At 72.2% G+C, this 24,555-nt stretch carries 20 protein-coding genes, 1 other RNA gene and 2 pseudogenes; 18 read left to right on the top strand and 5 right to left on the bottom strand.

The annotated features are described in order from the left end of the window. From VFO68_RS24495 to VFO68_RS24415, 17 genes and pseudogenes are all read left to right on the top strand, one after another. Positions 1–187: pseudogene (locus VFO68_RS24495) on the top strand (hypothetical protein); the annotation flags it as partial. After that, on the top strand, positions 184–1,020 hold the full coding sequence (locus tag VFO68_RS24490) for a Nif3-like dinuclear metal center hexameric protein (RefSeq protein ID WP_325160716.1): 837 nt from the start codon (positions 184–186) through the stop codon (positions 1,018–1,020). The pseudogene VFO68_RS24495 and the gene VFO68_RS24490, both read left to right, overlap by 4 nt. Then, entirely contained in the window at positions 1,017–1,754 is a 738-nt protein-coding gene (locus VFO68_RS24485) for a zinc ribbon domain-containing protein (protein ID WP_325160715.1), read from the top strand. The genes VFO68_RS24490 and VFO68_RS24485 overlap by 4 nt, the downstream gene beginning before the upstream one ends. Positions 1,755–1,756: 2 nt before the next feature. Further along, positions 1,757–2,842, top strand: coding sequence for a bifunctional RNase H/acid phosphatase (locus VFO68_RS24480; protein ID WP_325160720.1), 1,086 nt, complete (start codon positions 1,757–1,759; stop codon positions 2,840–2,842). A gap of 17 nt (positions 2,843–2,859) precedes the next feature. Further along, positions 2,860–3,251: RNase P RNA component class A (gene rnpB, locus VFO68_RS24475), an RNA gene on the top strand. Between the two features lie 345 nt (positions 3,252–3,596). Further along, the gene (locus VFO68_RS24470) at positions 3,597–3,869 is read left to right on the top strand and encodes a hypothetical protein (RefSeq protein ID WP_325160714.1); all 273 of its coding nucleotides are present in this window, start codon (positions 3,597–3,599) and stop codon (positions 3,867–3,869) included. Positions 3,870–3,885: 16 nt separating this feature from the next. Then, on the top strand, positions 3,886–4,371 hold the full coding sequence (locus VFO68_RS24465; protein ID WP_325160713.1) for a hypothetical protein: 486 nt from the start codon (positions 3,886–3,888) through the stop codon (positions 4,369–4,371). A 124-nt stretch (positions 4,372–4,495) separates the two neighbouring features. Continuing rightward, complete coding sequence (locus VFO68_RS24460) at positions 4,496–7,336, top strand: ATP-binding protein (RefSeq protein ID WP_325160719.1); 2,841 nt, start codon at positions 4,496–4,498, stop codon at positions 7,334–7,336. Continuing rightward, entirely contained in the window at positions 7,333–9,366 is a 2,034-nt protein-coding gene (locus VFO68_RS24455; protein ID WP_325160712.1) for a magnesium transporter, read from the top strand. Before VFO68_RS24460 ends, VFO68_RS24455 begins: the two co-directional genes overlap by 4 nt. Before the next feature lies 1 nt (position 9,367). Further along, positions 9,368–9,994, top strand: coding sequence for a hypothetical protein (locus VFO68_RS24450; protein ID WP_325160711.1), 627 nt, complete (start codon positions 9,368–9,370; stop codon positions 9,992–9,994). A gap of 1 nt (position 9,995) precedes the next feature. Continuing rightward, positions 9,996–11,003, top strand: coding sequence for a C40 family peptidase (locus VFO68_RS24445; RefSeq protein WP_325160710.1), 1,008 nt, complete (start codon positions 9,996–9,998; stop codon positions 11,001–11,003). 22 nt (positions 11,004–11,025) lie between these two features. Then, a complete protein-coding gene (locus VFO68_RS24440) occupies positions 11,026–11,508 on the top strand; it encodes a hypothetical protein (RefSeq protein WP_325160718.1) in 483 nt (160 codons plus the stop codon). Positions 11,509–11,561: 53 nt separating this feature from the next. Next, positions 11,562–12,980: an RNB domain-containing ribonuclease gene (locus VFO68_RS24435; RefSeq protein ID WP_325160717.1), complete on the top strand. Its 1,419-nt coding sequence runs from the start codon at positions 11,562–11,564 to the stop codon at positions 12,978–12,980. Next, complete coding sequence (gene npdG / locus VFO68_RS24430) at positions 12,977–13,645, top strand: NADPH-dependent F420 reductase (RefSeq protein WP_325160709.1); 669 nt, start codon at positions 12,977–12,979, stop codon at positions 13,643–13,645. The genes VFO68_RS24435 and npdG overlap by 4 nt, the downstream gene beginning before the upstream one ends. Before the next feature lie 58 nt (positions 13,646–13,703). Beyond that, a complete protein-coding gene (locus VFO68_RS24425) occupies positions 13,704–14,099 on the top strand; it encodes a DUF4326 domain-containing protein (protein WP_325160708.1) in 396 nt (131 codons plus the stop codon). Then, complete coding sequence (locus VFO68_RS24420) at positions 14,089–14,865, top strand: helical backbone metal receptor (RefSeq protein ID WP_325160707.1); 777 nt, start codon at positions 14,089–14,091, stop codon at positions 14,863–14,865. Before VFO68_RS24425 ends, VFO68_RS24420 begins: the two co-directional genes overlap by 11 nt. Positions 14,866–14,907: 42 nt before the next feature. Further along, on the top strand, positions 14,908–15,648 hold the full coding sequence (locus tag VFO68_RS24415; RefSeq protein WP_325160706.1) for a hypothetical protein: 741 nt from the start codon (positions 14,908–14,910) through the stop codon (positions 15,646–15,648). On the opposite strand, the gene pip is transcribed toward VFO68_RS24415, so the two are convergent. The 4 genes from pip to secA2 all read right to left on the bottom strand — a co-directional run bounded on the left by pip (position 15,568) and on the right by secA2 (position 22,041). Further along, complete coding sequence (pip, locus tag VFO68_RS24410) at positions 15,568–16,530, bottom strand: prolyl aminopeptidase (protein ID WP_325160705.1); 963 nt, start codon at positions 16,528–16,530, stop codon at positions 15,568–15,570. The genes VFO68_RS24415 and pip overlap by 81 nt on opposite strands. A 338-nt stretch (positions 16,531–16,868) precedes the next feature. Continuing rightward, complete coding sequence (gene panB / locus VFO68_RS24405; protein ID WP_325160704.1) at positions 16,869–17,735, bottom strand: 3-methyl-2-oxobutanoate hydroxymethyltransferase; 867 nt, start codon at positions 17,733–17,735, stop codon at positions 16,869–16,871. 132 nt (positions 17,736–17,867) lie between these two features. Beyond that, entirely contained in the window at positions 17,868–19,595 is a 1,728-nt protein-coding gene (locus VFO68_RS24400; RefSeq protein ID WP_325160703.1) for an NAD+ synthase, read from the bottom strand. A gap of 85 nt (positions 19,596–19,680) precedes the next feature. Continuing rightward, positions 19,681–22,041 (bottom strand): accessory Sec system translocase SecA2, encoded by a 2,361-nt coding sequence (secA2, locus tag VFO68_RS24395; RefSeq protein ID WP_325160702.1) that lies wholly within the window; start codon positions 22,039–22,041, stop codon positions 19,681–19,683. A gap of 148 nt (positions 22,042–22,189) precedes the next feature. On the opposite strand from secA2, the gene VFO68_RS24390 reads away from it, so the two are divergent. Continuing rightward, positions 22,190–23,728, top strand: coding sequence for an alpha/beta hydrolase (locus tag VFO68_RS24390; protein ID WP_325160701.1), 1,539 nt, complete (start codon positions 22,190–22,192; stop codon positions 23,726–23,728). Here VFO68_RS24390 and VFO68_RS24385 read toward each other — a convergent pair. Further along, a pseudogene (locus VFO68_RS24385) lies at positions 23,725–24,555 on the bottom strand (MFS transporter); the annotation flags it as partial. The gene VFO68_RS24390 and the pseudogene VFO68_RS24385 sit on opposite strands and share 4 nt — an antisense overlap.

Genomic DNA, 24,555 nt, shown 5'->3' with positions numbered 1-24,555 from the left:
CCTGCGGGTGCCCGGCGGTGCGCGGATCCGGGCCGCGCTGCGCGACCGGGGTATCGCGGTGCGCCGAGCGGACACCTTCCCCGGTCTGACTCCCGATCATCTCCGGGTCGCGGTCCGCAGCCCCGAACTGGCCGCCCCACTGGTCGAGGCGCTGCGCGCCGAGTGTGGGATGGGAGTCTCGCCATGACGGTCACCATCGCCGACGCGGTCGAGGCACTGGAGACCGCCTACCCGCCCGCGCTCGCCGAGCCGTGGGACGCGGTCGGTCTGGTCTGCGGCGACCCGGCCGAGCCGGTCAGCCGGATCCTGGTCTGCGTCGACCCGGTCGAGTCCACAGTGGACGAAGCGCTTGAGCTGGACTGCGAGTTGATCGTGGCGCACCATCCGCTGCTGCTGCGCGGGGTGCACGGCGTGCCGGCGGACACCCCGAAGGGCGGCCTGGTGCACCGCATGGTGCGCGGCGGGTTGGCGCTGTTCTGCGCGCACACCAACGCCGACGCGGCCGATCCCGGGGTCTCCGACGCGCTGGCCGCCGCGCTGCGCCTGACCGTGGTCGCACCGCTGAACCCGGGCCCGGACGGCCGGACCGGGATCGGGCGGCTGGCCAGCCTGCCCCAGCCGGAGCCGTTCGCCGCGTTCGTCGCGCGGGTGGCCGCCGCCCTGCCGGCCACCGCCGCCGGGGTGCGCGCGGCCGGCGACCCGGACCGTCCTATCAAGACGGTCGCGGTCTCCGGCGGTGCCGGGGACGGCTACCTCGACGTGGTGCTGGCCGCGGGGGTCGACGCCTACGTCACCGCGGACCTGCGGCATCATCCGGCGAGCGAGCATCTGGCGAAGCCGGGCGCGCCGGCACTGGTCGACGTGGCGCACTGGGCCAGCGAATGGCCGTGGTGCGAGCAGGCGGCGGGCATCCTGCGCGCGTCGATCGGCGGTAACGTCGACATCCATGTCTCCACCCGCCGCACCGATCCATGGACGATCGGCGTGGTGCCACAGGGAACCGGGAGGGACCACGCGTGAAAGCCGATCCCGCCGTGCAGCGCCGGCTGCTCGAGCTCGCCGACGTCGATGCCGAACTGGCCCGCGTCGAACATCGCCGGCGGACCCTGCCGGAGCTCACCGAGATCGCCGCCGCCGAGTCGGCCGTGCGCACCCGGCGGGACGCCCAGGTGGCCATCCAGACCACGCTGACCGATCTCGACCGCGAGGTGAAGCGGCAGGAGCGGGAGATCGACGCGGTGCGGGCCCGGGAGGACCGGGACCGCGGCCTGCTCACCGGCGGGACCGTGTCGGCCAAGCAGCTCACCGATCTCGAGCACGAGCTCGCCACCCTGCAGCGCCGGCAGAGCGCGCTCGAGGACGACCTGCTGGAGCTGATGGAGCGGCGCGAGGCGGTCGAGCTGGACGGCCAGCACGCCGGGGTCGAGCTGGCCAAGGCGGAGGAGACGCTGGCCGACGCCCAGCGCCGCCGTGACGCCGCCCTCGCCGACCTGGAAACCATCGACGCGCGCCGCACGGCGGAGCGGGCCACGCTGCTGCCGCAGCTGCCCGAACCGCTGTTGGCGCTGTACAACCGGGTGCGCGCGACCAAGGGGATCGGCGCGGCCCTGCTGCGGGCCCGGCGGTGCGGCGCCTGCCGGCTGGAGCTGGACCGCAGCCTGCTGTCCCGGATCTCCGGCGCACCCGCCGACGAGGTGCTCACCTGCGACGAGTGCGGCGCCATCCTGGTCCGCACCGCGGAGTCCGGTCTGTGAACCTGATCATCGAGGCTGACGGGGGGTCGCGGGGTAACCCGGGGCCGGCCGGCTACGGGGCGGTGGTGCTGGAGGCGGCGACCGGGGAGGTGCTGGTCGAGCGGGCCGAGGGGATCGGGGTCGCCACCAACAACGTGGCCGAGTACCAGGGCCTCCTGGCCGGGCTCCGGGCGGCGGCGGAGCTCGGTGCGGAGTCGGTCGAGGTCCGGATGGACTCCAAGCTGGTGGTCGAGCAGATGTCCGGCCGGTGGAAGATCAAGCACCCGGCGCTGCAGTCGCTGGCGCTGGAGGCCCAGAAGCTGGCCCGCCAGTTCCCGAGGATCCGCTACGTGTGGATACCGCGGGAGCGCAACACGCGGGCCGACCGGCTGGCCAACGAGGCCATGGACGCGCAGGCCGGGACCGGCCCGGGAAAAGGGCGTCGGGCTGAGCCCCAGCCCGTCCGCTGGACCGGGGCGTCGGGCACGCCGACCCGGTTTCTGCTGCTCCGGCACGGGCAGACGGCGTTGTCGGTGGACCGGCGCTACTCCGGACACGGCGAGGTGCCGCTGACCGAGGTCGGGGTCGGCCAGGCCAAGTCGGCGGCCGACCGACTGTCCACAATGGACGGTGTAGGCCCGGGTACGCCGATCGTGTCCTCGCCGCTGGGCCGGGCCCGGCAGACCGCCCAGTTCCTGGCCGACGCGGTGGGCGGCTCGGTGGTCGTCCACCCGGGCCTGATCGAGACCGACTTCGGCCAGTGGGAGGGCCTGACCTTCGCCGAGGCCGCCGCCCGGGACCCCCAGCTGCACCGCGAATGGCTGAGTGACACCTCGATTCCGGCGCCGGGCGGGGAGAGCTTCGAGGTGGTGCACCGGCGGGTGCGGCGCGTTCGCGACGAGCTGATCGCCGGCCACGGTGCGACCACGGTCGTGATTGTCAGCCACGTCACACCCATCAAGTCGCTGCTGCGGATGGGCCTGGATGCCGGGCCGTCGTTGCTGTTCCGGCTGCATCTGGACCTGGCGTCACTGTCGGTCGTCGAGTTCTATCCGGACGGCAACGCCTCGGTCCGGTTGGTCAACGACACCTCGCACCTCCAGCGTTAGGTACGCTTCTCTGCGGGCGAGTCGGCCGGGCGGCCGCGGCGGCGGGGAAACCCGCCGACGAGGAAAGTCCGGACTCCGCAGGGCAGGGTGGTTGTTAACGGCAACCCGGCGTGAGCCGCGGGATTAGTGCCACAGAAAGCAAACCGCCCGGTGGTGACACCGGGTAAGGGTGAAACGGTGGGGTAAGAGCCCACCAGCATCCCGGGTGACCGGGATGGCTCGGTAAACCCCACCCGGAGCAAGGCCAAGAGGGAGCGCAAGCTCCTGCGCAGACGTTCGAGGGTTGCCCGCCCGATGTCTGCGGGTAGGCCGCACGAGCCTGCCGGTGACGGCAGGCCTAGATGGATGGCCGCCGCCGGGGCGCATCGCCGCCCCGGCACAGGATCCGGCTTACAAGCCGGCTCGCCCCCCTATGTCCGATGTGTCAGTCCGTCCTGCGAACGGAGTAGGAAACCGAGTCGCGGAATGGGTTGACGAGCGGTTTTGCACACCTAGGGTGAGTACGGTGCCGCATCCGGGTGAATTGGCCACAACGTGGCCAATTGATCCTGAACGTCACGTACAACCAGAACGCGACCTGTCTACCTGGACGGGTCCGAAGACAGCACGACCAGGCGGGGTGCAGTGGTTATGTTGCAATACGGAGCGCGCTATCGCCGCTACCCCTCGTCACGTGTTCTACTCGTCAGGGACTGCGGAACCGGCGGCGTAGGAGCATCATGACAAATCCGCTCCACGCACTTGGGAGTCAGACATGAGCGCCATGGCCACCCTTGACACCATCGTCCAGCAGGGTGAGCTGGGGACGAGGGGTGTCCGGGACTGGATTCTCGACAACATCATTCCGCTGCTGCTGCTGGTCGTCGCGCTGCTGCTGTTGTGGCTGGGTGGCGGCAAGGGCGACAACGCGGGGGTCATGCGCCGGTTGGGCGGAGTGATCGTCGCACTGGCCATCATCGGTTTGGCCGTGACGACCGACGCCGGCAAGAACATCGGCACGTGGATAGCCGGCCTGTTCACGGGCTGACGTCGAGGGGGATCCCGTGCGTATTCGCACCGACGACGAGGTTTACCGCGTCGACGCAGTGTGGCTCGGTCCGCCGAAAGCCACCTTTCCGTGGCGGGCCCGCTACGTCGCGTGGGGAGTCGGCACCGTCGTCTTCCTGGTCGTGCTGACGATCTTCCGCCAGCTCGGGGTCAGCCTGTTCTGGTCCTTCGCCTGGGGTCTGGTGTGCACGATCGGGCTCACTATGCTCATTTGCGCGCGGATCAGCCACGAGCGACCGCTCACCGCGGTCGTGGCCATGTGGCTGCGGGAGCTGCACGCCCCCAGGGAAGTCGTCACCGGTCGCGGTGGTGCGGTGAGCGCATCCGCGATCCGGATGCGTCCCGAACGGCCACGTCGGAAGCCACGTCGTGGCCGTTCCGCACGTTCGGCTTCCACCGAGCTGGTTACCGCCCCGCCGCCGGGGCGTCTCCCGGCCCGGCAGGCCTATGCCACGGAGGTTCGGGGTGTTTGGCCGAGCTAAGAAGCAGCCCAAGCTGCTGACCCCCTATCCGGCCGCGACCGCCGCGGCGCCGGCCGGCTACGGCCGGCACGCGGTGCCGGACCTGTCCGAGCAGCAGTATCCGAAAAGGCCTGAGTACCGCCCTGTGACCGAGTCCCGTAACGGAAAGCGCACCCGCCGGCTGCCCGGCGAGCAGTCCATTCCCGACTACACCCCGTCCATCGCCGCGCGCAGCATCGACGGGCATCTGCTGCGCACCGGCCACGATGTGTTCGCCTGGTACCGGTTGGCGCCGCAGCGCTGGTCCTTTCGGTCCGACTCGCAGCGCCAGGACCTGATCGCCGCGATCGCCGGCCAGTACGCCGAGCTGAACGGCCGCTGGCTGCATCTGCGGGTGACCACCCGGCCGTATCCGATCCGGATGTGGGCCGAGGCGCATGTGCACAACGCGGTGAACCGGTTGCCGGACACCCCGGGCGCGATGTCCTTCGACGACTACCTGATCGGCGAGCAGCAGCAGCTGATGGGCCGTTCGATGGCGGAGAAGGAGGTCTACCTCGGCGTCCAGGTGCAGGTGCGGAACATGGTGGACCGGGCGGTGGAGCGGGCCGCGCCGTTGCTGCGCAAGGTTTTCCCGGCCGCGGTGGACGCCGAGCTGGCGGCGCTGGACAGCGAGGTCGACCACCTGGACCTGGTGATCGGCGCGCCCGGTTTGGACGGCCGGCCGGCCACCGCCGGGGAGATGGCCTGGCTGATGCACCGGTCCTGCTCGCTGGGTCTGCCGGCGCCGCGCAACCTGCCGGCGGTGCCGGGCGCGGCCTGGGAGCCGGAGGATCTGGCCAGTTTCACCGACGCGGCCGACTTCCATCAGGAGCCCTACTCCCCGACCGTGACCGTGCGCGGGCGCACCGGCTCCAACGCCGGCGTCGAGCGGCACGTCGCGGTGCTCACCGTCGGGCTGATGCACGGCCTGCAGATCCCCGAGGTGGACGACCCGTGGGTGCAGCGCAGCGACCGGCTGCCGGCCTCGGTGGAGTGGTCGGCGCGGATCTACGTGCGCAAGCCGGAGGAGGTCTCCGGCGAGTTGGCGCGCCAGATGAACAAGGTGCGCTCGCAGGTCAAGCACTACACCGACGAGCACGAGTTGGAGCCGCCGCAGTCGCTGGCCCGGCAGGCGTCCCGGGTGCTGGAGATCGACGACGAGATGACCTCGGGGTTCACCGCGCTGGCCACCCGGGTGCGGTCCTGGTGGCGGCTGGCGGTGTCCGGGCCGACCGAGCGGGACGCGCTGCGCCTGGCCCAGCAGTTGTTGGACCTCTACAAGCCGAAGGTCGCCATCGAGCACCCGGAGGCGCAGTACGCGCTGGCCCGCGAGTTCATCCCGGGTGAGTCGCTGGCGGCCGGCGCCTACCTGCGCCGGGGTTCGGTGGTGTGGGCGGCCTCCGCGGTGCCGACCGCGACCGCCGAGGTGGGGGACCGGCGCGGGATCCTGCTCGGCGAGACCTGCACGGCGACCCGCCGCCCGGTGGCCTGGGATCCGTGGATGGCGCAGGAGATCCGGGACGGCTCCGGGCTGACCGCGATGGTCGCCGGGCTCGGTGGCGGCAAGTCCTTCCTCGGTGGCGGCATCGTCTACAAGACGCTGCGGGCCGGGGCGTACTGGACGGTGCTGGACCCGTCCGGCCCGCTGGCCCGGATCTGCGACCTGCCCGAACTGCGGCCGTACGCCCGGCCGATCAACCTGCTCAACGCCCAGCCCGGCATCCTCAACCCGTACCGGGTGGTGGCCGAGCCGCAGTACGAGCACTTCCTCGACGAGGAGCACCCGGAACGGGCCTGGCGGCGGGAGAAGGCGCTGACCGCGGCCACCCGCAGGCGGCTGGTGCTCGACGTGCTGACCGGGTTGCTGCCCTACGACGTGGCCCGGATGCCGCAGACCCGCATCGTGCTGCTGCGCGCGGTGCGCACGGTCGGCGGCCGGCCGGACGCCGACCCCAGCCTGGTGTTCGACGCGCTGCGCCGCGACGCCAGCGAGCACCACGAGCACGCCGTGGTGGTGGCCGACTTCCTCGACGAGATGCGCGAGCGGATGTCGCTGCTCATCCCCGAGCACGACGCCGACCCGTACCGCGAGACCCGCGACGACCGGCTCACCGTGCTCACCATGGCCGGGCTGACCCTGCCCAAGGACGGCGTGGGCCGCGAGCACTGGACCGACGCCGAGGCGCTCGGCGTGGAGATGCTCAACCTGGCCGCGTGGCTCACCCAGCGCTCGATCTACGAGCGCCCCAAGGACAACCGCAAGGGTGTGTGGATCGACGAGGCGTTCTTCCTGTCCGAGGTGCCGACCGGCCGGGTCCTGATGAACCGGTTCGCCCGGGACTCCCGGAAGTGGAACGTCCGGGTGCTGCTGTCCAGCCAGATCCCGGCGGACTTCCTGAAGATCCAGGGCTTCGTCACCCTGCTGGACTCGGTGTTCGTCGGCCGGCTGGACGACGACGAGGCGCAGGCCGACGCGCTGCGGCTGCTCAAGGTCCCGGTCGGGGCCGGCTACGAGCAGGTGGTGGCCAGCCTGGGCCGCCGGCCGGGCGGCGACCGCGGCGTCGAGCGCGACCTGGCGCCGCGCCAGTTCATCTTCGGCGACGGCGCCGGCGGGGTGGAGCGGATCCGGATCGACCTGTCCGGACCGCACCTGGACCACCTGCGGCTGGCCCTGGACACCACCCCGGATGCCAAGCGGGACACCGGCCAGGTCGTGGTCCCGGCCGACGTCAGCGCCCCGGAGCTGCCGGCCGAGTACGAGCTGGAACCTCCGGTGGACGGCACCGAGCCGACCGACCTCGAGTTCGAGATGGCCGCCGACTTCGAGCTCGGCCTGACCGACGAGGAGCCGGAGGCGATGCTGGTCGACCCGGCGGCCACCGAGCGGACCAACGGCCATCGCGAGGACCCTGTCCGCGCCACAGCTAACCGGGAGACGGCATGACTCTCACCGTGGTGGCGCTGCTGGTCGCACTGTTGTTCGCGGTGCGGCGGCTGCGGCGCGCACCGCGGACGCCCGCCTCGCGCAACCGGCTGCGGGCGCTGGTGCTGGTCACCGCGGTGCTCGGGTTCAACCTGGCCATCGGCGGTCCGGCCATGGCGCAGGACAACTGCGCGCAGGCGCCCAACCCGGAGCGTCCCGGGTCCGGCATGGTCGGCGCGCTGGACCCGCCGCAGGGCAACGGCGAGGCGGGCAGCCCGTACCTCAACTACGGCTACGCCGGCATGGTCTGGCACGTCTACGAGGACAACTGCGGCCCGCTGTCCAAGACCGTCACCGACCCCAGCACCACGATCGACACCTGGGCCGGCAACGAGCTGTTCAACGTCGGCAAGAACGTCGTCGGGGCGACCAACTCGCTGCACTACACGCTGCTCAACGGCGGTGTGCTCGGCGGGCTGAACGAGCAGATCGGCAAGGCCGCCAGCGCCGTCTTCGACAACATCTACAGCCAGCTGTTCAGCCTGTTCATGCTGGTGCTCGCGGTCCTGCTGTTCCGCCAGATCTGGCGCGGCGACCTGGCCGCGGTGAGCAGGCGCACGCTGTTCGCGCTGGGCGGCATGTGGCTCGCGGCCTCGACCCTGGTGCTGGTCAACAACTACGGCCGGATCGACGACCTGATCGTGCGGACCACGACCGGCATCCAGGCCGGTTTCGTCGATCCGGCGGAGGACCGGATCACCCGGGACGTGCTGCCCACCGACCTGCACACCAAGGTGGTCTACGAGAACTGGCTGCGCGGCGAGTTCGGCAAGCCGGACGACCCCAAGGCGGTCGAGTTCGGCCCCAAGCTGCTCGACGCGCAGGCCTGGACCTGGGAGGACGTCCGGCAGGGCAAGGACGCGGACAACGCGACCGAGAACGCGAAGAAGGAGGAGTACAAGAAGATCGCCACCCAGCTGGGGCCGACGACCGGCTACTTCAAGGGCACCGACGGCAGCCGGGTCGGCTCCGGGTTCCTGGCGATGCTGCAGTCCATCGTGTACTCGCTGTTCCAGCTGTTCGCCAAGCTCGCGGTGCTGCTCGCCCAACTGCTGCTGCGCATCCTCACCCTCACCGCGCCGATCATCGGCCTGGTGGCCCTGATCCACCATGACATCCTGCGCCGGGTGGGCAAGGCGGTCGGCGCGGTCGTGCTGAACGTGCTGGTGCTGGCGATGCTGGCCGGCGTGCACTTCAAGTTCCTGCAGCTGATCTTCTCGGCCGAGGCCAAGCTCTCGCTGCTCACCCAGATGCTGCTCGCGGCGATCGTGACCGTGGTGTTCATGGCGATCGGCCGGCCGATGCGGCGGATGTGGCAGATGATCGAGATGTCGGTCGGCTCGGTGGCCCCGATGGCCGGCTCGCGTGGCCTGTTCTCCCGGTTCCGCGGGCGCAGGTCCACCCAGCCGACGCCGCAGGACGTGTTCTGGAACAACCTGCAGGACAGCGACGTCGGCGACGACAAGCTGCCGGCCACGGCGGGGGCGAGCACCCGCCGCCCCCGTCCGGAGGCGAGCAACCCGGTCACCGCGACCGCGCAGCGGCTGGACACCCGCACCGCGATCACCGACGGGTCGGCCCGGACGCTGCCGGCCGCCGGGTCGGCACCGCTGCTGGATCCGGTGGCACCGGACGGTTCGCCGTTGCGCGGCCGGGGCGACAGCAACCCGGTCGTGGTCCGGGCCACGGTGCCGAGCCGGATGGTGGACACCGCGCCGGTGACCGACCGGGGCTGGGACCGGGCCGAGGACGCGGTGGTCGTGGCGTCGCGGGTGAGCCGGCGCGCGGAGACCGAACCGTTCGACCCGCCGGCCGCGACCTCGCCGCGGCTGGCCGACGTGGAGGAGGTGGCCGGCCGGCCGGTGCACGTGGTGTACCGCCCGTCGCGCGGCCTCGAGGTGGCCACCGACCCGGCGAACCGGCAGCCCCGGCCGCCCCGCCGGATGCCGCTGCACGATGGGCCGCGCTACACCGACACGGTGGTGAGATGACGTGCCGATCCGGACCAACCGCGGCAAGGCCGCGGTATACCGCAGACTCTGGGCCTGGCCGATGCGTTCGCCCCGGCACCTCATCGCCACGTTCCTGATCGTCTTCGCCGCGGTGCTCAGCATCGGGCTGTTCATCCCCCGGCTGCTCGGAAACCAGGACGGCGCCGGCGCGGAGCCGCCGGGTTCCGCGCCGAGCAACAGCGTCGCGCCACCGGCCGCGACGACCACGCCGCCGCCCGGCACCACCACCTCCGCGGCGTTGTCGTCGTCGCTGCCCACCCGGATCAGCACCCCGACCCAGGCTCCGACCCCGGCCCCGCCGGAACCGAAGGCCCTCGAGGTCGCGACCCAGTGGGCCAAGGCGTGGGTCAACCACCCGGCCGGCGTGACCAACGAGCAGTGGCTCAACGGGCTGCGGAACTACACCACCGAGGAACAGTTGGCCGTCATGGCGACCGTGGACCCGGCGAACGTCCCGGCCAGCGCGGTGACCGGGAAGGCCGTGGCCACCGAGTCCTACACCACATCGGTGGATGTGCACGTGCCGACGGACGGCGGCACGGTGTCGATCCTGGTCATCGCCACGCCGGACGGCTGGCGGGTCGCCCACTACGAGCAGGCGGCATGACATGCGTGCGGTGCTGGCGTTCGGAGTCCTCCTGGTAGCGGTGGTCACCGCCACGGTGAGCACCGGCGCGATCAACACCGTGATCGAGGGGGACCGGCAGAACGACATGGCCCGGGCCATGGCGCTGTCCTGCAACGCCACCCTGGGACCGATGTCCACCGGCCCGGCCGGCAGCGGCGCCTTCGACGCGTCGAAGCTCTCCGAGGAGCAGCGCGGCAACGTCGCGCTGATCATCTCGATCGGCCGGCAGCGCGAACTGCCGCCGCTGGCCTGGCAGGTCGCGATCCAGGCGGGCATGACCGAGTCCGGGCTGCGCAGCCTCAACTACGGCGACCGCGACTCGCTGGGCATGTTCCAGATGCGTCCGTCGATGGGCTGGGGGAGCCCGGAGCAGGTCACCGACCCGCTGTACGCGATCAACAAGTTCTACGACGTCCTGGAGAGGGTGCCGAACTGGCGCGACCAGCGGCCCGGCGAGTCCGCGCAGGACGTGGAGCGCTCGGCGTTCCCGGACCGCTACCACCGCTGGGAGTCGATGGCCGCGCACCTGATCGGCGCCGTGGGCTCGGTCGCCGACCCGACCGGGTGCGGCCAGGGGGTCGGCGAACTGCTGCCGGCGCCGACCGCGGCGGCCGGCTCGGCCCTCCAGTTCGCGTTGGGGCAGCAGGGAAAACCCTACGAGTGGGGCGCCCTGACCAGCCACCAGAACTCGTTCGACTGCTCCAGCCTGATGCTGCAGGCCTACCGGTCGGCCGGCATCCTGCTGCCCCGGACCTCGCGGGAGCAGTTCAAGGCCGGTGCCTGGCTGCCGGTCCAGCAGGCCCAGCCGGGTGACCTGTTGTTCTGGGCGTACGACCCGAGCAACCCGGCCACCATTCACCACGTCGCCATGTACCTGGGCGACGGCAAGATCGTCGAAGCACAGCAGACCGGCGTTCCGGTGCACGTCCGCCCGGTGAGCTGGTCGGAGGGCGAGTTGATGCCCCAGGCCGTGCGGCCCGGGGTGTAGTGAGGGGTCTGACGCCTTGAGTATGTACACCTCCGATCCGATTCCGCGTCCGCTCGGGCCGCCGGCGTCGAGCACGCCGTTGCGCGACCACCTGGGCCGCGGCGGTCCCGGGATCTCCAACGCCTACGTGGTGGTGCCCAGGGCGCTGGCCGAGGAGATGCCGCTGCCGTGGCAGAACGCGCTGGTGCAGATCCTGGCGGAGCTGCACCAGGCCTACGCGCACCTGCCGTGGCCGGCCTACCGGGTGGTGCCCTCGCGCCGGGAACGGCTGGTCAACATGGACGAGGAGCAGCTGACCGAGGCCGGGTACCTGGTGGAGATCGACGCCGACGGCGAGGTGGTCTACCGCGACCGCAGTGGCCGGCCGGTCGCCGATCCGGAGGGCACCGAGGTTCTGGTGGCCTGCCCGGACCCGATCCTCACCGACCAGAGCTACACCAACCAGGACACCCCGCCGCGCGGGTTCCCGGCCCCGCCGGTGCAGCCGCAGACGCCCTGGCGCTGAGTTCCCGGCACAACCCCGGCCAGCGGGGCCGATAGGGTGCCTGCGTGGTGTCGATGGCGGCGGCAGGCCCCGGCGGCGACGGTTTCGCCGGTATCCGGAGCGAGTTCGGCCTGCCGTCGCACTTCCCCGAACCGGTGCTGGCGGAGGCCGAGGCGGCGGTCGGCGAGGACCGCGGTGCGGCCGTCCGTACCGACGCCACCGACCTGCCGCTGGTGACCATCGATCCGCCCGGGTCCCGCGACCTCGACCAGGCCATGCTGGTCCAGACCCGGCCGGACGGGTTCCGGGTGCACTACGCCATCGCCGACCTCGGCGGGTTCGTGCGGCCCGGCGGGTCCCTGGACGCCGAGGTGCGCCGCCGCGGCCAGACCATGTACCTGCCGGACGGCAACGTCCCGCTGCATCCGACCGTGCTCAGCGAGGGCGCCGCGAGCCTGCTGCCCGGCGAGGTCCGGCCGGCGGCCCTGTGGACCATCGACTGCGACACCGACGGCGAGCCGGTGCGGGCCCGGGTGGAGCGGGCCATGGTCCGCTCGGTGCGGCAGTTCGACTACGACACCGTGCGGGCCGACGTGGCGGCCGGCACGACGCACCCGTCGATCGCCGCGCTGCCGGCGCTGGGCCGGTTGCGCCGGGAGCGCGCCGTGCAGCGCGGCGCCGTCGAGCTGCAGTTGCCCGAGCAGGAGGTCACGCCGGACGGGCGGGGCGGCTGGCGGCTGGTGCTGCGGCCGCGGACCGAGGTCGACGCGTGGAACGCCGAGATCTCCCTGCTCACCGGCATGTCCGCGGCGGCCATGATGCTCGAGGCCGGCATCGGGGTGTTGCGCACGCTGCCCGACCCGGAGAACGGCGCGGTGCAGTGGCTGCGCCGCTCGGCCCGGTCGCTGGGCATCGAGTGGCCCCGGGAGATGGACCCGGCCGAGCTGCTGGCCGGTCTGGACCCGAAGCGACCCGAGGCGCTGGCGCTGTTCATGGACGCGACCCGGCTGCTGCGCGGCGCCGGCTACACCGTCTTCGACGGCGCCGCCCCGCAGCGGGCCACGCACGCCGGGCTGGGCGCGCCGTACGCGCACGTGACCGCACCGCTGCGCCGGCTGGTGGACCGGTTCGCCGCCGAGATCTGCCTGGCCCTGTCCGCCGGTCGCGAGGTCCCCGACTGGGTGCGGGAAGCTTTACCGGACCTGCCGCGGTTGATGGAGGTGTCCGACGCACTGGCCTCCCGGGTGGACCGCGCGTGTCTCGACCAGGTGGAGGCGTGGGTGCTGCGCGACCAGATCGGCCGCGAGTTCGATGCCACGGTGTTGCGCTGCGACGGAGGCAGCGCCGAGGTGTTCCTCAACGAGCCGCCCGTCATCGCCAAATGCGACGGTGCCGGGATGTCGGAAGGCGAGCATGTCCGGGTTCGGCTGGTCGACGCGGACGCGACGGAGCGCAGGGTGCGGTTCGAGCGGGTGGAGAGGGGAACGGCGTGACCGACGTGACGGGCCTGACCGTGGGGGTGCTCGGCGGGACCGGGCCGCAGGGCCGGGGTCTGGGGCTGCGCTGGGCGCAGGCCGGTCTGCGGGTCGTGATCGGCTCGCGCAAGGCCGAGCGGGCCGAGGCCACCGCGGTGGAGCTGTGTGACCTGGCCGGGGTGCCGCACGTGACCGGGCGGGACAACGCCGGTTGCGCCGCCGAGGCCGACGTGGTGCTGGTCGCGGTGCCCTGGGACGGCCACCGCGAGCTGCTCGAGTCGCTGCGCGACGAGCTGGCCGGGAAGATCGTCATCGACTGTGTGAACCCGCTCGGGTTCGACAAGCAGGGTCCGTACCCGCTGGCCGTGCCGGAGGGCAGCGCCGCGGCGCAGGCCGAGAAGCTGCTGCCGGGCTCCCGGGTGACCGCGGCGTTCCACCACGTCTCCGCGGTGCACCTGGCCGACCTGTCCGTCGCCGATCTGGACACCGACGTGCTGGTGCTGGGCGACGACCGGGAGGCGACCGACCTGGTGCGCGCGCTGGCCGCCGTCATCCCGGGCATGCGCGGCATCTACGGCGGACGGCTGCGCAACGCCGGTCAGGTGGAGGCGCTGACCGCGAACCTGATCGCGATCAACCGCCGGTACAAGGCGCACGCCGGGATCCGGATCACCGACGTATGACCCGAATCCCGTGGTCAACGGGTGGGGGACCGCTCCACGCCACCGCGCGGTTGGCCTGATGGGACTGCCACCGCAGGCCGGTGGGTGGAGCCGGGACGAGCGTGCGCTGGCCTACGCCCTGCTGGACGGCCGGACGGTGGTGGTCAACGTGCGCCGCGGCGGGCCGCACGCGCACCTGGTGCCGTGGCTGGTCGAGCAGGGGCGCCTGACCTACGTGGGGCATGCCGGGCCGCGCCACTCGTGGCCCGAGTCCGACTTCGCCAACCCGTTCCTGCGGCAGGTGGCGGCTGACCGGCCGGGCATGGTCGCTCGGTACCGCGAGTGGCTGGCCGAACAGCCTGACCTGCTGCGCCGGCTGCGTGCCGGTGAGCTGACCGGGCGGGCGCTCGGCTGCTGGTGCGCGCCGAAGGCCTGTCACGCCGACGTTCTCGCCGAGCGGGCCGATGTTCGCTGACGACCTGGGGGAGCCCGTCCCGCTGCGCCGCGCCCCGCGCCGGGTGGTGAGCCTGGTGCCGTCGCTGACCGACGCCATCGAGACCACCGCCCCGGGCCTGCTGGTGGGCGCGACCGACTACTGCACCCATCCGGCCGGGCTCGCGGTGGCCCGGGTCGGCGGCTCGAAGTACCCGGCCGTCGACGCCGTGCTGGACCTGCGGCCGGACCTGGTGGTGGCCAACGCCGAGGAGAACCGGCCGGAGGACGTGGCCCGGATCCGGGCCGACGGCGTCCCGGTGTGGGTGACCGCGGCCGCCGGCACGGTCCCGGTCGGGCTCGGCTCGGTGCGCCGGCTGCTCACCCAGGGCCTGGACCTCGGCGAACCGGACTGGCTGGTGCGGGCCGAGGACGCGTGGCGCGAGGTCGCGCCGGTGTGGGCCACCGCGGTCGTCCCGGTCTGGCGCCGGCCGTGGATCGTGGTCGGCCGGGACACCTTCGCCGGAGACGTGCTGCGCCGGCTCGGGGTCGCCAACGCCTACGCCGGCCACGCCGAGCGCTATCCCCGGCCGGCCCTTGACGAGTTGCGCGAGCGGCTCCGGGACGGCTCGGCGGGCCTGCTGGTGCTGCCGGACGAGCCGTACGAGTTCACCGCGGGCGACGGCCCGGAGGCCTTCCCCGGCGTGCCGTACGCGCTGGTGAACGGCCGCTACCTCACCTGGTGCGGTCCCTCCCTGGTGCCGGCCCGCGACGCGCTCGCCACGGCCCTCACCACGGCCCGGCGTTGACGCCCGGGGTAACGCCACGCGCCCCGGATCGACTCTCCGCATATGCCGCCGACCGACCTGAGCCGCCTGCGCCTGCCCGGCTGGGCGATCCCGACCGGGCCGCGCGCGCAGTCCGTTCCCCTGCACCGCATCGCCGTGCAGACCGCGTGGTGGCGCCGGGAGATCCACGGCCGCGGCCTGCCCGGCCAACCGCCGGACCGGCCGGCGCTGACCCGGCAGGAGGTGTGGCGGCACTCCGCCGACCTCCACCGGGGTGACACCGTGTTCACCCTGCTGTGGCACGCGCTGGCCTGGGGATCGGGCAGCCACCTGCGGCAGAACGCCCGCCGGCTGGACTCGATCGCGGCGAACCCGGACCGGGCCCGCGACCTGCTCCGCGCGGCGGCCGCGCTCGCCCCGGCCGACCCCGTCCGGGCCTACACGGTGCTGCGCCCGCTGCGCACCGAGATCGCCTACCTCGGCCCGTCGTTCTTCACCAAGTTCCTGTACTTCGCCGGCGGCGGAGCCGCGGACCATCCGTGCCTGATCCTGGACCGGGTGGTGGCCGCCGCGCTGCGCCGCGAGTGCGGCTGGGCCTCGCTGAACCCGACCGGATCATGGCCGGCCCGCAGCTACGCCCGCTACTGCGGCCTGCTGGCCAGGTGGGCCGGCGAGCACGGCGTGGCCGCCGACGAGATCGAGCTGCGGCTGTTCGCCGGACCCTCAGCGGAAGTCGTCGGTCGCGGTGATCAGGGCCTCGAGCATGCCGACGTCGGTCACCGCATGGCCGGCCTGCGGGAGTAGCCGAAGCTCCGAGCCGGGCCAGGCCTGGTGCAGGTCGTAGGCCGTGCGCGGGGGAGTCACCGCGTCGTAGCGGCCCTGCACGATCCGCCCCGGGATCCCGGTCATCTTGCCGGCGTCCCGGATGAGCTGGTCGGCGTCCAGCCAGCCACCGTGGCAGAAGTAGTGCAGCGCGATCCGGGCGAACGGCACGGCGAACGCGGGGTCGGCGTACACCGCGGTCATCTGCGGGTTGGGCAGCAGCGAGACGGCCGCGCCCTCCCAGTTGCTCCAGGCGAGCGCGGCGGCGGCGCGCACCGCCGGGTCCGGATCGTCGATCAGCCGCTGGTAGCCGGCGAGCACGTCCATGGCCCGCGGCGGGCCCGCCACCCCGGACGCGGCCACGAACTCGGCCCACGCCTCGGGGAAGAGCATTCCGGCGCCGCCGCCGTACATCCAGTCCAGCTCGAGGTCGCGGAGCAGGAAGACCCCGCGCAGCACGATCTCGCTGACCCGCTCGGGATGGGTCTCGGCGTAGGCGACGGCGAGCGTCGCGCCCCACGAGCCGCCGAACAGCTGCCAGCGCTCGATCCGCAGGTGCTCCCGCAGGCGCTCCATGTCGGCCACGAGATGCCAGGTGGTGTTGTGCGTGAGCACCGTCGCGGCCGCGCTCACGTGCGGCGTGCTCCGGCCGCAGCCGCGCTGGTCGAACAGCACGATCCGGTACACCTCCGGGTCGAACATCCGGCGCTGCAACGGATGCGTGCCGCTGCCCGGCCCGCCGTGCAGGAACACCACCGGCTTGCCGTTGGGGTTGCCGCTGACCTCCCAGTAGATCTGGTGGCCGTCGCCGACGTCGAGCAGGCCGCTGTCGTGCGCCGCGATCGCGGGATAGAAGCCGGGCATACCGCCATGCTGCCCTACCAGCCGCCTCCGCACCGCGAAAACGTCCGGCCCGGCCGCGGTGCGCGGCCGGGCCGGACCTCCCCGGTCAACCAACGTCCGCGGATCTTGTGGAAGTCCGTGTCCGGCCAACCGCCACCTCAGCGGACCGTGACGCCACTGCGCCACAAAAATCCCGGAGAGGCGGCACTTCGCGAAAGTCCGTGCCCAGCCAACGGCACCTCAGGGGACCGTGACGTCACTGCGCCACAATCCACCCGATATCCGCACCATCCGCCGGAACGCAACCACCGCATCAAATTCCGGAGAGGCGGCACTGCATCAAAATTCCGGAGAGGCGGTCAGTGGAAGACGTGTTCTGGTGCGGGGAACTCGCGACCGCGTACGTCGGCGGCGAACTCCTGGGCGGCGTTCAACAGGACGCCGGCCAGGTCGGCGTAGCGCTTGACGAACCGCGGCGCCTTGCCCCGGCGCAGCCCGGCCATGTCCTGCCAGACCAGCACCTGGGCGTCGCAGTCCGGACCGGCGCCGATGCCGATGGTCGGGATCGCCAGCTCATGGGTCACCCGCTTGGCGACCTCGGCCGGCACCATCTCCATGACCACGCCGAACGCCCCGGCCTCCTGCAGCGCCAGCGCGTCGGCCAGCACGTCCTCCCCGGCGTCGCCGCGCCCCTGGACTCGGTAGCCGCCGAGGTTGTGCTCACTCTGTGGCGTGAAGCCGATATGCCCCATCACGGGCACGCCGGCCGTCGTGATCGCCTTGACGTGCGGCGCGAACGCCCGCCCGCCCTCCAGCTTCACCGCGTGCGCCCGGCCCTCCTTCATGAACCGGACCGAAGTGGCCAGCGCCTGCTCGGGGGAGAGCTGGTAGGAGCCGAACGGCAGGTCGGCCACGACGAGCGCGCGTTTGACCGACCGGGTGACGGCGCGGACCAGCGGAACCAGCTCGTCCACGGTCACCGGCAGCGAGGTGTCGTAGCCGTAGACGTTGTTCGAGGCCGAGTCGCCGACCAGCAGGACCGGAATACCGGCCTCGTCGAACAGTTCGGCGGTGTACATGTCGTAGGCGGTGAGCATGGGCCACGGTTCGCCGCGCTCCTTGAGCTCCCGCAGATGATGGATGCGGACCCGCTTGGCGGGTCGGGCCGGGTCGGCCGCCGAAGGCCCGGTGCCGTACGGCGCGGCCTGCTCGGGTTCGTTTGACATCGTCGTCGACCATCCTTCCCCTCGAAGCCCGCCGCTGTGCGGGTCCCCGGGTTCGTATGAAGGGTGTACCCCGCCAGCGTGGCACCAGCCGGCACGCGGCACGGGTCGGTGCGACGAGGCTCACACGCCCGTTCAGGTGGTCTGCGGCACACCCTCCCGCCAGGTGTTGGTGATGGGCAGCCGGCGGTCCCGGCCGAATGCCTTGAAGGTCACCTTCGTGCCCGGCGGGTACTGCCGGCGCTTGAACTCGGCCCGGTCCACCATCCGCAACACCCGCTGGATCAGCTCCGGCTCGAACCCGGCCGCCAGCAGGTCGGCGTAGCCGCGGTCGCCCTCGATGTAGTCGTCGAGCACGTCGTCGAGCAGCTTGTAGTCGGGTAGCGAGTCGGTGTCGAGCTGACCCGGCCGCAGCTCCGCCGAGGGTGGCTTGGTGATCGAGCTCTCCGGGATCGGCGGTTGCTCGCCGCGCCGCTCGGCCTCGGCGTTGCGCCACCTGGCCAGCTCCCAGACCCGGGTCTTGAGCACGTCCTTGATCGGCGCGAACCCGCCGACCGCGTCGCCGTAGATCGTCGAGTAACCGACCGCGAGCTCGGTCTTGTTGCCGGTGGCGAGCACCAGGTGCCCGTCCTGGTTGGACAGCGCCATCAGGGTCATGCCGCGGCAGCGGGCCTGCACGTTCTCCTCGGCCAGGCCGGTCAGGCCGAGTTGGTCGACGAACGCGGCGACCAGCTTCTCGATCGGCTGGACCGAGTAGTTCAGGCCGGTGCGGTCGGCGAGCTCGGCGGCGTCGGACCGGGAGTGCTCGGAGGAGTAGACCGACGGCATGGACACGCCGTGCACGGCGCCGGCGCCCAGCGCGTCCACCGCGAGCGCGGCGCAGACCGCCGAGTCGATGCCGCCGGAGAGCCCGAGCACGGCCGAGCGGAAACCGTTCTTGTGCGCGTAGTCCCGCAGGCAGGTGACCAGCGCCGCCCATTCCTCGGCCTCGTCGGACAGCGGCTCGGTGATGTTGCGCGGGTGGCGCGCCGGGTAGGCCGGCACCGCCTCGGACAGCACCTGCCGGCGGACGGTGAACCCGTCGACCGGTTCCTCGCCGCGCGGAGCGCCGCCCGGCAGGTCGAGATCGAGCAGAAGCAGGTGCTCGACGAACTGCGGCGCCCGGGCCAGCAGGGTGCCGTCCTCGGCGACCACGATCGAGTCACCGTCGAACACGAGCTCGTCCTGGCCGCCGATCATGTTCACGTAGGCCAGCGGCGCCCGGGCCTCGCGGGCCCGCGCCGCGACCAGGCCCATCCGCACGTCGTCCTTGCGCCGCTCGTAGGGCGAGGCGTTGGGCGAGACCACGAGGTCCACCCCGGCCTTGCCCAGCGCCGCGACCGGGCCGCCGACCTGCCAGATGTCCTCGCAGATCACCATGCCGACCTCGAGGCCGTTGATCCGCAGGATGTCCAGGGTGTGGCCGGCCTTGAAGTAGCGCCGCTCGTCGAACACCCCGTAGTTGGGCAGGTGGTGCTTGAACTGCCTGGCCACCACCGCGCCGCCGTGCAGCACCGCCGCCGCGTCCCGGGTGCCCTCCGCGTCGCGGTCCAGGTACCCGACGTAGCAGGCCAGCTCCCCGCACCCCGCCTCGGCCAGCCGCCCGGCGAGCCCGTCCAGCGCCGCCTTCGACGCGTCGGTGAACGACTCCCGCAGCGCCAGGTCCTCGACCGGGTACCCGGTCAACGCCATCTCCGGGAAGACCACGAGGTGCGCCCCCGCCTCGGCCGCCCGCCGGCTCCACGCCACGATCAGCTCGGCATTGCCCGCCAGATCCCCCACGGTGCAGTTCACCTGCGCCAGAGCCATCCTCAGTTGCGCCATGCCAGCATCCTCCCACGAGGTTTACGCCCCACAGGCGAAAATTAGACCAACGCCACGCGAGTCGCGTGACCGGGCCGGGCAGCGGTCAGTGGCGGCGGGCGGGCTTGACCTTCTTGAGCATGGCGCGTACCCGCTGAAGGGCCTGCTCGACGTCGGTGTCGAACGGGTTGTCGTGGATCATGTAGGTCCAGGTGGAGGTGGGCCGCATCAGGCCGGACTCCTCGATGTCGACGCCCGCGTCGGTGATGGTCGCGGTCCGGAACGTCTCGGCCGAGCGCTCCGCCACCTCGTCCGGGATCTTCTTGAACGCCGGGATCGCCGCCCGGTGGAACTCGTCGATCGGCGTCTCCCGGGCGAGCGCCCGCAGGTGGATCGTCTCCCGCACGTCGGACAGGAACGCCAGGTGCTCGGTCCAGCAGCGGTCCACGTGGTACAGCATGATCGTCCGAGCGGCCTGCTCAAGGGCCTCCTCGCGCACCGTCTCGCTCAGCTCGGCCCAGCGGTCGCCGCAGATCGCGGCCAGCTCGGTCTCCGCCAGGTCGGTGGTCAGGAGCTCGTCGCGGTACTCCAGCAGCACGCCGCGCTGGTGCTCGATCAGCCGGGTGTACCGCCAGGTGTTGCGATGCACCTCCAGGTGCACCCCCTCGGACACCCGCTGCGCGTGCTCGACGAAGCGGCGCGAGGTCGGGTCGTCGAGCCGGCCCTGCGCGTCCGGCTCGTCGCCCGCGGTGGCGTCCGGCGCGTACACGGCCACCAACTCGTCGGCCAGGCTCGCGAAGATCACCGAGCCGCCCGGGTCGCCCTGCCGCCCGGCCCGGCCGCGTAGCTGGTCGTCCAGCCGGCTGCTGGGGTAGCGGCCGGTGCCGATCACGTACAGCCCGCCCAGCTCGGCGACCTTCTCGTGGTCGGCCGCGTCCCTGCCGCCCAGCCGGATGTCGGTGCCCCGGCCGGCCATCTGGGTCGACACCGTGACCGCCCCGAAGGCGCCGGCGTCGGCCACGATCGCCGCCTCGTTCGCGTCGTTCTTCGCGTTGAGCACCACGCACGGCACGTCCGCCTCGGCCAGCTTGCCGGCCAACCGCTCGGACTCGGCCACGTCGGCGGTGCCGATCAGGATCGGTCGGCCGGTGGCGTGCGTCGCCACGATCTCGGCGAGGATCGCCGCGTCCTTGGCCGCCTCCGTCGCGTAGATCCGATCCGGCTCGTCCTCCCGGACGCACGGGGTGTTCGGCGGGATCACCGCGACCTTGAGCTGGTAGAACTCGCGCAGCTGTTCGGCCACCGCGACCGCGGTGCCGGTCATCCCGCACACCGTCGGGTACCGGCCGACCAGGCCCTGCACGGTGATCGAGTCCAGCACCTCGCCGCTTTCCGTTGGCGCCAGCCGCTCCTTGGCCTCCACCGCGGCCTGCAGCCCGTCCGGCCACCGCTGCAGCAGCGCGATCCGGCCGCGCGAGGTGTTGATCAGCTGGACCTTGCCGTCCCGCACGATGTAGTCGATGTCCCGCTCGAGCAGCGCGTGCGCGTGCAGCGCGGCGTTCACCGCGGCCAGCCGGTCGCTGTGCTCGCCGGAGTACAGGTCGATCCCGCCGAGCGCCTTCTCCACGACCTGCGCGCCGCGTTCGGTCAGCCAGGCGTTGCGGCCGTCCTCGTCCCGCTGGTAGTGGGTGCCCGGCTGGAGCACCCGGACGATCTTCGCCACCTCCGGGTCGGTCTGGCTGTCCGCGGTCGAGCCGGCCATCACCAGCGGCACCTTGGCCTCGTCGACCAGCACCGAGTCGGCCTCGTCGATCAGCACGACGGCGGGCTCGCGCTGCACCGGCCCGTCCGGACCCTCGGCGGTGGTGCACAGCCGGTCGCGCAGCACGTCGAAGCCGATCTCGCTGACCGACCCGTAGGTGATGTCGGCCGCGTACGCGGCCCGGCGCTGCGCCGGGGTGGAGGTCTGGTTGACCCAGCCCACCGACACGCCGAGCAGCTCGTAGACCGGCCGCATCCACTCAGCGTCGCGTTGCGCCAGGTAGTCGTTGACCGTCATCACGTGCACGGGGTGGCCCTGCAGGGCGTACCCGGCCGCCGCCAGCGCGCCGGCCAGCGTCTTGCCCTCGCCGGTGGCCATCTGCACGACGTGCCCGGCGAGCAGCTCCATCATGCCGATGAGCTGCACGTCGAACGGCCGCTCGGACAGCCCGCGGCGGGCCGCCTCCCGACCCAGCGCGCACAGCGTGGCGATCTCGGTGTCATCGAACTGGTCCCCGGTGCTCTCCCCGGTGCGGCGCAGCTCGGCCGCCGCGGCGGTCAGCTCCTCGTCGCTGAGCTTCTCGACCCGGCTCTCGCGCCACTCAATGGATTTGAGCACCTTGTCGTAATGGGAGAGGTCGACCGTGGCCGGACGCTCAAGGAAACGTTGGAAACCGCCCTTGACACGCCGCAGGAACGCAGCCACCCGCGGCCACCTCCTCGCTCACACACAATGGACCCTGCACGGTAACGGTGCACCATGGTGGATGAGTTCCGCACCCCACGATGGCACTATCACGGACGTGACCCGGTTTCAGCGCGCCTCGTCCCTCTTAGGTGTGATGGTGCTGGCAATGCTCGCCGCATGCACGACGACCAGCCCCGGCACGGCCGTGGCGCCCGATATCGAGCGGCGGGGGCCGACCGGTCCGGTGCCGCCGGGTCTGGAGAAGTTCTACGGACAGTCGCTGAGCTGGGGAGAGTGCGCGCCGTACGCCAGGACGGATTTCGATCGCGCGGCGATGAAGGGTGACGAGGTGCAGTGCACCCGGCTGACCGTGCCGCTGGACTACGCGAAGCCCGACGGCGAGACGATCTCGATCGCGGTACTGCGGCGCCCGGCCGGTGACTCGGAGCGACGGATCGGCTCGTTGCTGATCAACCCGGGCGGTCCGGGCGCGTCCGGCCTGGCGACCGCGGCGCGGCTGGGCCAGGAGGCGCGCAACGACCTCGGTGAGCGGTTCGACTTCGTCGGCTTCGACCCGCGCGGGGTCGGGGCGAGCGAGCCGGTGGTCAAGTGCCTCACCGACCAGGAACGCGACGCCGAGCGTGCGGAGGATGACGAGCTGGACGCCTCGGCGGCAGGTGTGGCCAAGGTGGAGTCCGACGAGAAGGACTACGCCGCCAAGTGCGCCGAGCGGACCGGCAAGGGCGCGGCGATGCTGGCCAACCTGGGCACCCGGGACGTGGCCAGGGACATGGACGTGCTGCGTTCGACGCTGGGCGACGAGAAGCTGACCTACCTGGGCTACTCGTACGGCACCCGGCTCGGCAGCACCTACGCCGAGGCGTTCCCCAACAACGTTCGGGCGATGGTTCTGGACGGTGCGCTCGACCCCAGCCAGGATCCGGTCGAGGAGCTGGTCGCGCAGGGCGAGGGCTTCCAGAAGGCGTTCGACGACTTCGTGAGCTGGTGTGTCCAGCGCCAGGACTGCGCGCTCGGGCAGGACCGGGCCAAGGCCCTCGACGCGTTCCTGGCGCTGGTCCGCCCGCTCGGCCAGCGTCCGGTGGAGGTCGACGACGGGCGCAAGCTGTCCTACTCCGACGCGATGACCGGGGTGATCCAGGCGCTCTACGCCGACGAGCTGTGGGAGTACCTCAACACCGGGCTGACCGAGCTGAAGGGCAACCGCGCCGACACGCTGATGCAGCTCGCCGACACCTATCTGGAGCGCGGGCCGGACGGCAGGTACTCCTCCACGCAGGACGCGTTCACCGCGATCCGGTGTGTGGACGATCCCCGGGTCACCGACAAGAACGTGGTCCTGGAGGCGGCCCGGCGGTACAAGCAGGTCGCTCCGTTCCTGGATGACGGCAACCCGCCGACGGCGACGCTGGACTCCTGCGCGTTCTGGCCGGTGCCCAACACCGGCCAGCCGCATCTGCCCAACGTGGCGGGGGTGCCGCCGGTGCTGGTGGTCTCGACGACCAAGGACCCGGCCACCCCGTACGAGGCCGGGGTGAACCTGGCCAAGGCGCTGGGTGGCGGGCTGCTCACCTTCGAGGGCACCCAGCACACCGCGTTCCTGCAGGACAACAAGTGCGTGGACGAGGCCGGCGCGCGTTACCTGGTGGACCTCAAGCTCCCCGCCGAGGGAACCCGCTGTTCCTAGGAGACCGCCGGTTCGGACCGCCGGTGGATCAGCAGGGCCAGCAGCGCGGCCACCGCGCACACGATCGACGTGATCAGGAAGATCTCGCTGTACTCGGTGAGCAGCGCGTTGTCGACCGACCGCAGGTAGCCGGCCAACTCCTGGGCATACTGCTCCGGCGACATGCCGAACGGCAGCGGCGTCGGCAGGTTCGCGGTCAGGCTGTGGAACCGGTGCAGCCCCCAGGCGGACAGCGCGGCCACGCCGACGAGCATGCCCGTCATCCGGGCCACCACGACCGCGGCCGAGGCGACGCCATGCTGGCTGGCCGGCACCACCCGCAGCACGGCGGCGGACAGCGGCGCGATGACCAGGCCGAGCCCGAGGCCGGCGATGACCAGGTCGGTGTCCAGCCGGGGCAGGACGACCGGGCCGAGCACATGCGGGGTGGACAGCACCTCGACCGGCCAGCGGGAGATCAGCAGATAGCCCAGCCCGGCGATGAGCATCCCGGCGAAGGCCACCCACCGTTCGCCGAACCGGCCGGCCAGCACGCCGCCGAGCAGCGCGCCGACCGGCAACGCCACCAGGAACCGCAGCAGCAGCACGACGCTGCCCCGGTCGTCGGTGTCCAGCAGGCTCTGCGCGAACAGGTCGATGTCCACCAGCGTGACCATCAGGGCGGCGCCGGCGGCCAGGCTGACGCCCAGGGCGGCCAGGAACGGCCGCAGGTGCACGCCGGTCGTGTCGATCAGCTTGGTTTTGGCTCGTACCTCCCAGAGGACGAACAGGACCAGCACGGCGCCGGCCGCGACCAGCATGGGCGGACCCCACGGCGGTAGCGGCTG

This window comes from Actinophytocola sp. (assembly GCF_035712165.1).
Lineage (GTDB): Bacteria > Actinomycetota > Actinomycetes > Mycobacteriales > Pseudonocardiaceae > DASYTH01.
The sequence above is the reverse complement of the archived record's forward strand: the minus strand, read 5'-3'. Positions and strand labels throughout refer to the sequence as shown.

Excerpts from the sequence above, each read along its gene's own strand:
- VFO68_RS24490 (WP_325160716.1), top strand. The coding sequence starts at position 184 with ATGACGGTCACCATCGCCGACGCGGTCGAGGCACTGGAGACCGCCTAC.
- VFO68_RS24470 (WP_325160714.1), top strand. The coding sequence starts at position 3,597 with ATGAGCGCCATGGCCACCCTTGACACCATCGTCCAGCAGGGTGAGCTG.
- VFO68_RS24455 (WP_325160712.1), top strand. The coding sequence starts at position 7,333 with ATGACTCTCACCGTGGTGGCGCTGCTGGTCGCACTGTTGTTCGCGGTG.
- VFO68_RS24445 (WP_325160710.1), top strand. The coding sequence starts at position 9,996 with ATGCGTGCGGTGCTGGCGTTCGGAGTCCTCCTGGTAGCGGTGGTCACC.
- VFO68_RS24440 (WP_325160718.1), top strand. The coding sequence starts at position 11,026 with ATGTACACCTCCGATCCGATTCCGCGTCCGCTCGGGCCGCCGGCGTCG.
- VFO68_RS24435 (WP_325160717.1), top strand. The coding sequence starts at position 11,562 with ATGGCGGCGGCAGGCCCCGGCGGCGACGGTTTCGCCGGTATCCGGAGC.
- VFO68_RS24425 (WP_325160708.1), top strand. The coding sequence starts at position 13,704 with ATGGGACTGCCACCGCAGGCCGGTGGGTGGAGCCGGGACGAGCGTGCG.
- VFO68_RS24420 (WP_325160707.1), top strand. The coding sequence starts at position 14,089 with ATGTTCGCTGACGACCTGGGGGAGCCCGTCCCGCTGCGCCGCGCCCCG.
- VFO68_RS24415 (WP_325160706.1), top strand. The coding sequence starts at position 14,908 with ATGCCGCCGACCGACCTGAGCCGCCTGCGCCTGCCCGGCTGGGCGATC.
- pip (WP_325160705.1), bottom strand. The coding sequence starts at position 16,530 with ATGCCCGGCTTCTATCCCGCGATCGCGGCGCACGACAGCGGCCTGCTC.
- panB (WP_325160704.1), bottom strand. The coding sequence starts at position 17,735 with ATGTCAAACGAACCCGAGCAGGCCGCGCCGTACGGCACCGGGCCTTCG.
- VFO68_RS24400 (WP_325160703.1), bottom strand. The coding sequence starts at position 19,595 with ATGGCGCAACTGAGGATGGCTCTGGCGCAGGTGAACTGCACCGTGGGG.
- VFO68_RS24390 (WP_325160701.1), top strand. The coding sequence starts at position 22,190 with ATGCTCGCCGCATGCACGACGACCAGCCCCGGCACGGCCGTGGCGCCC.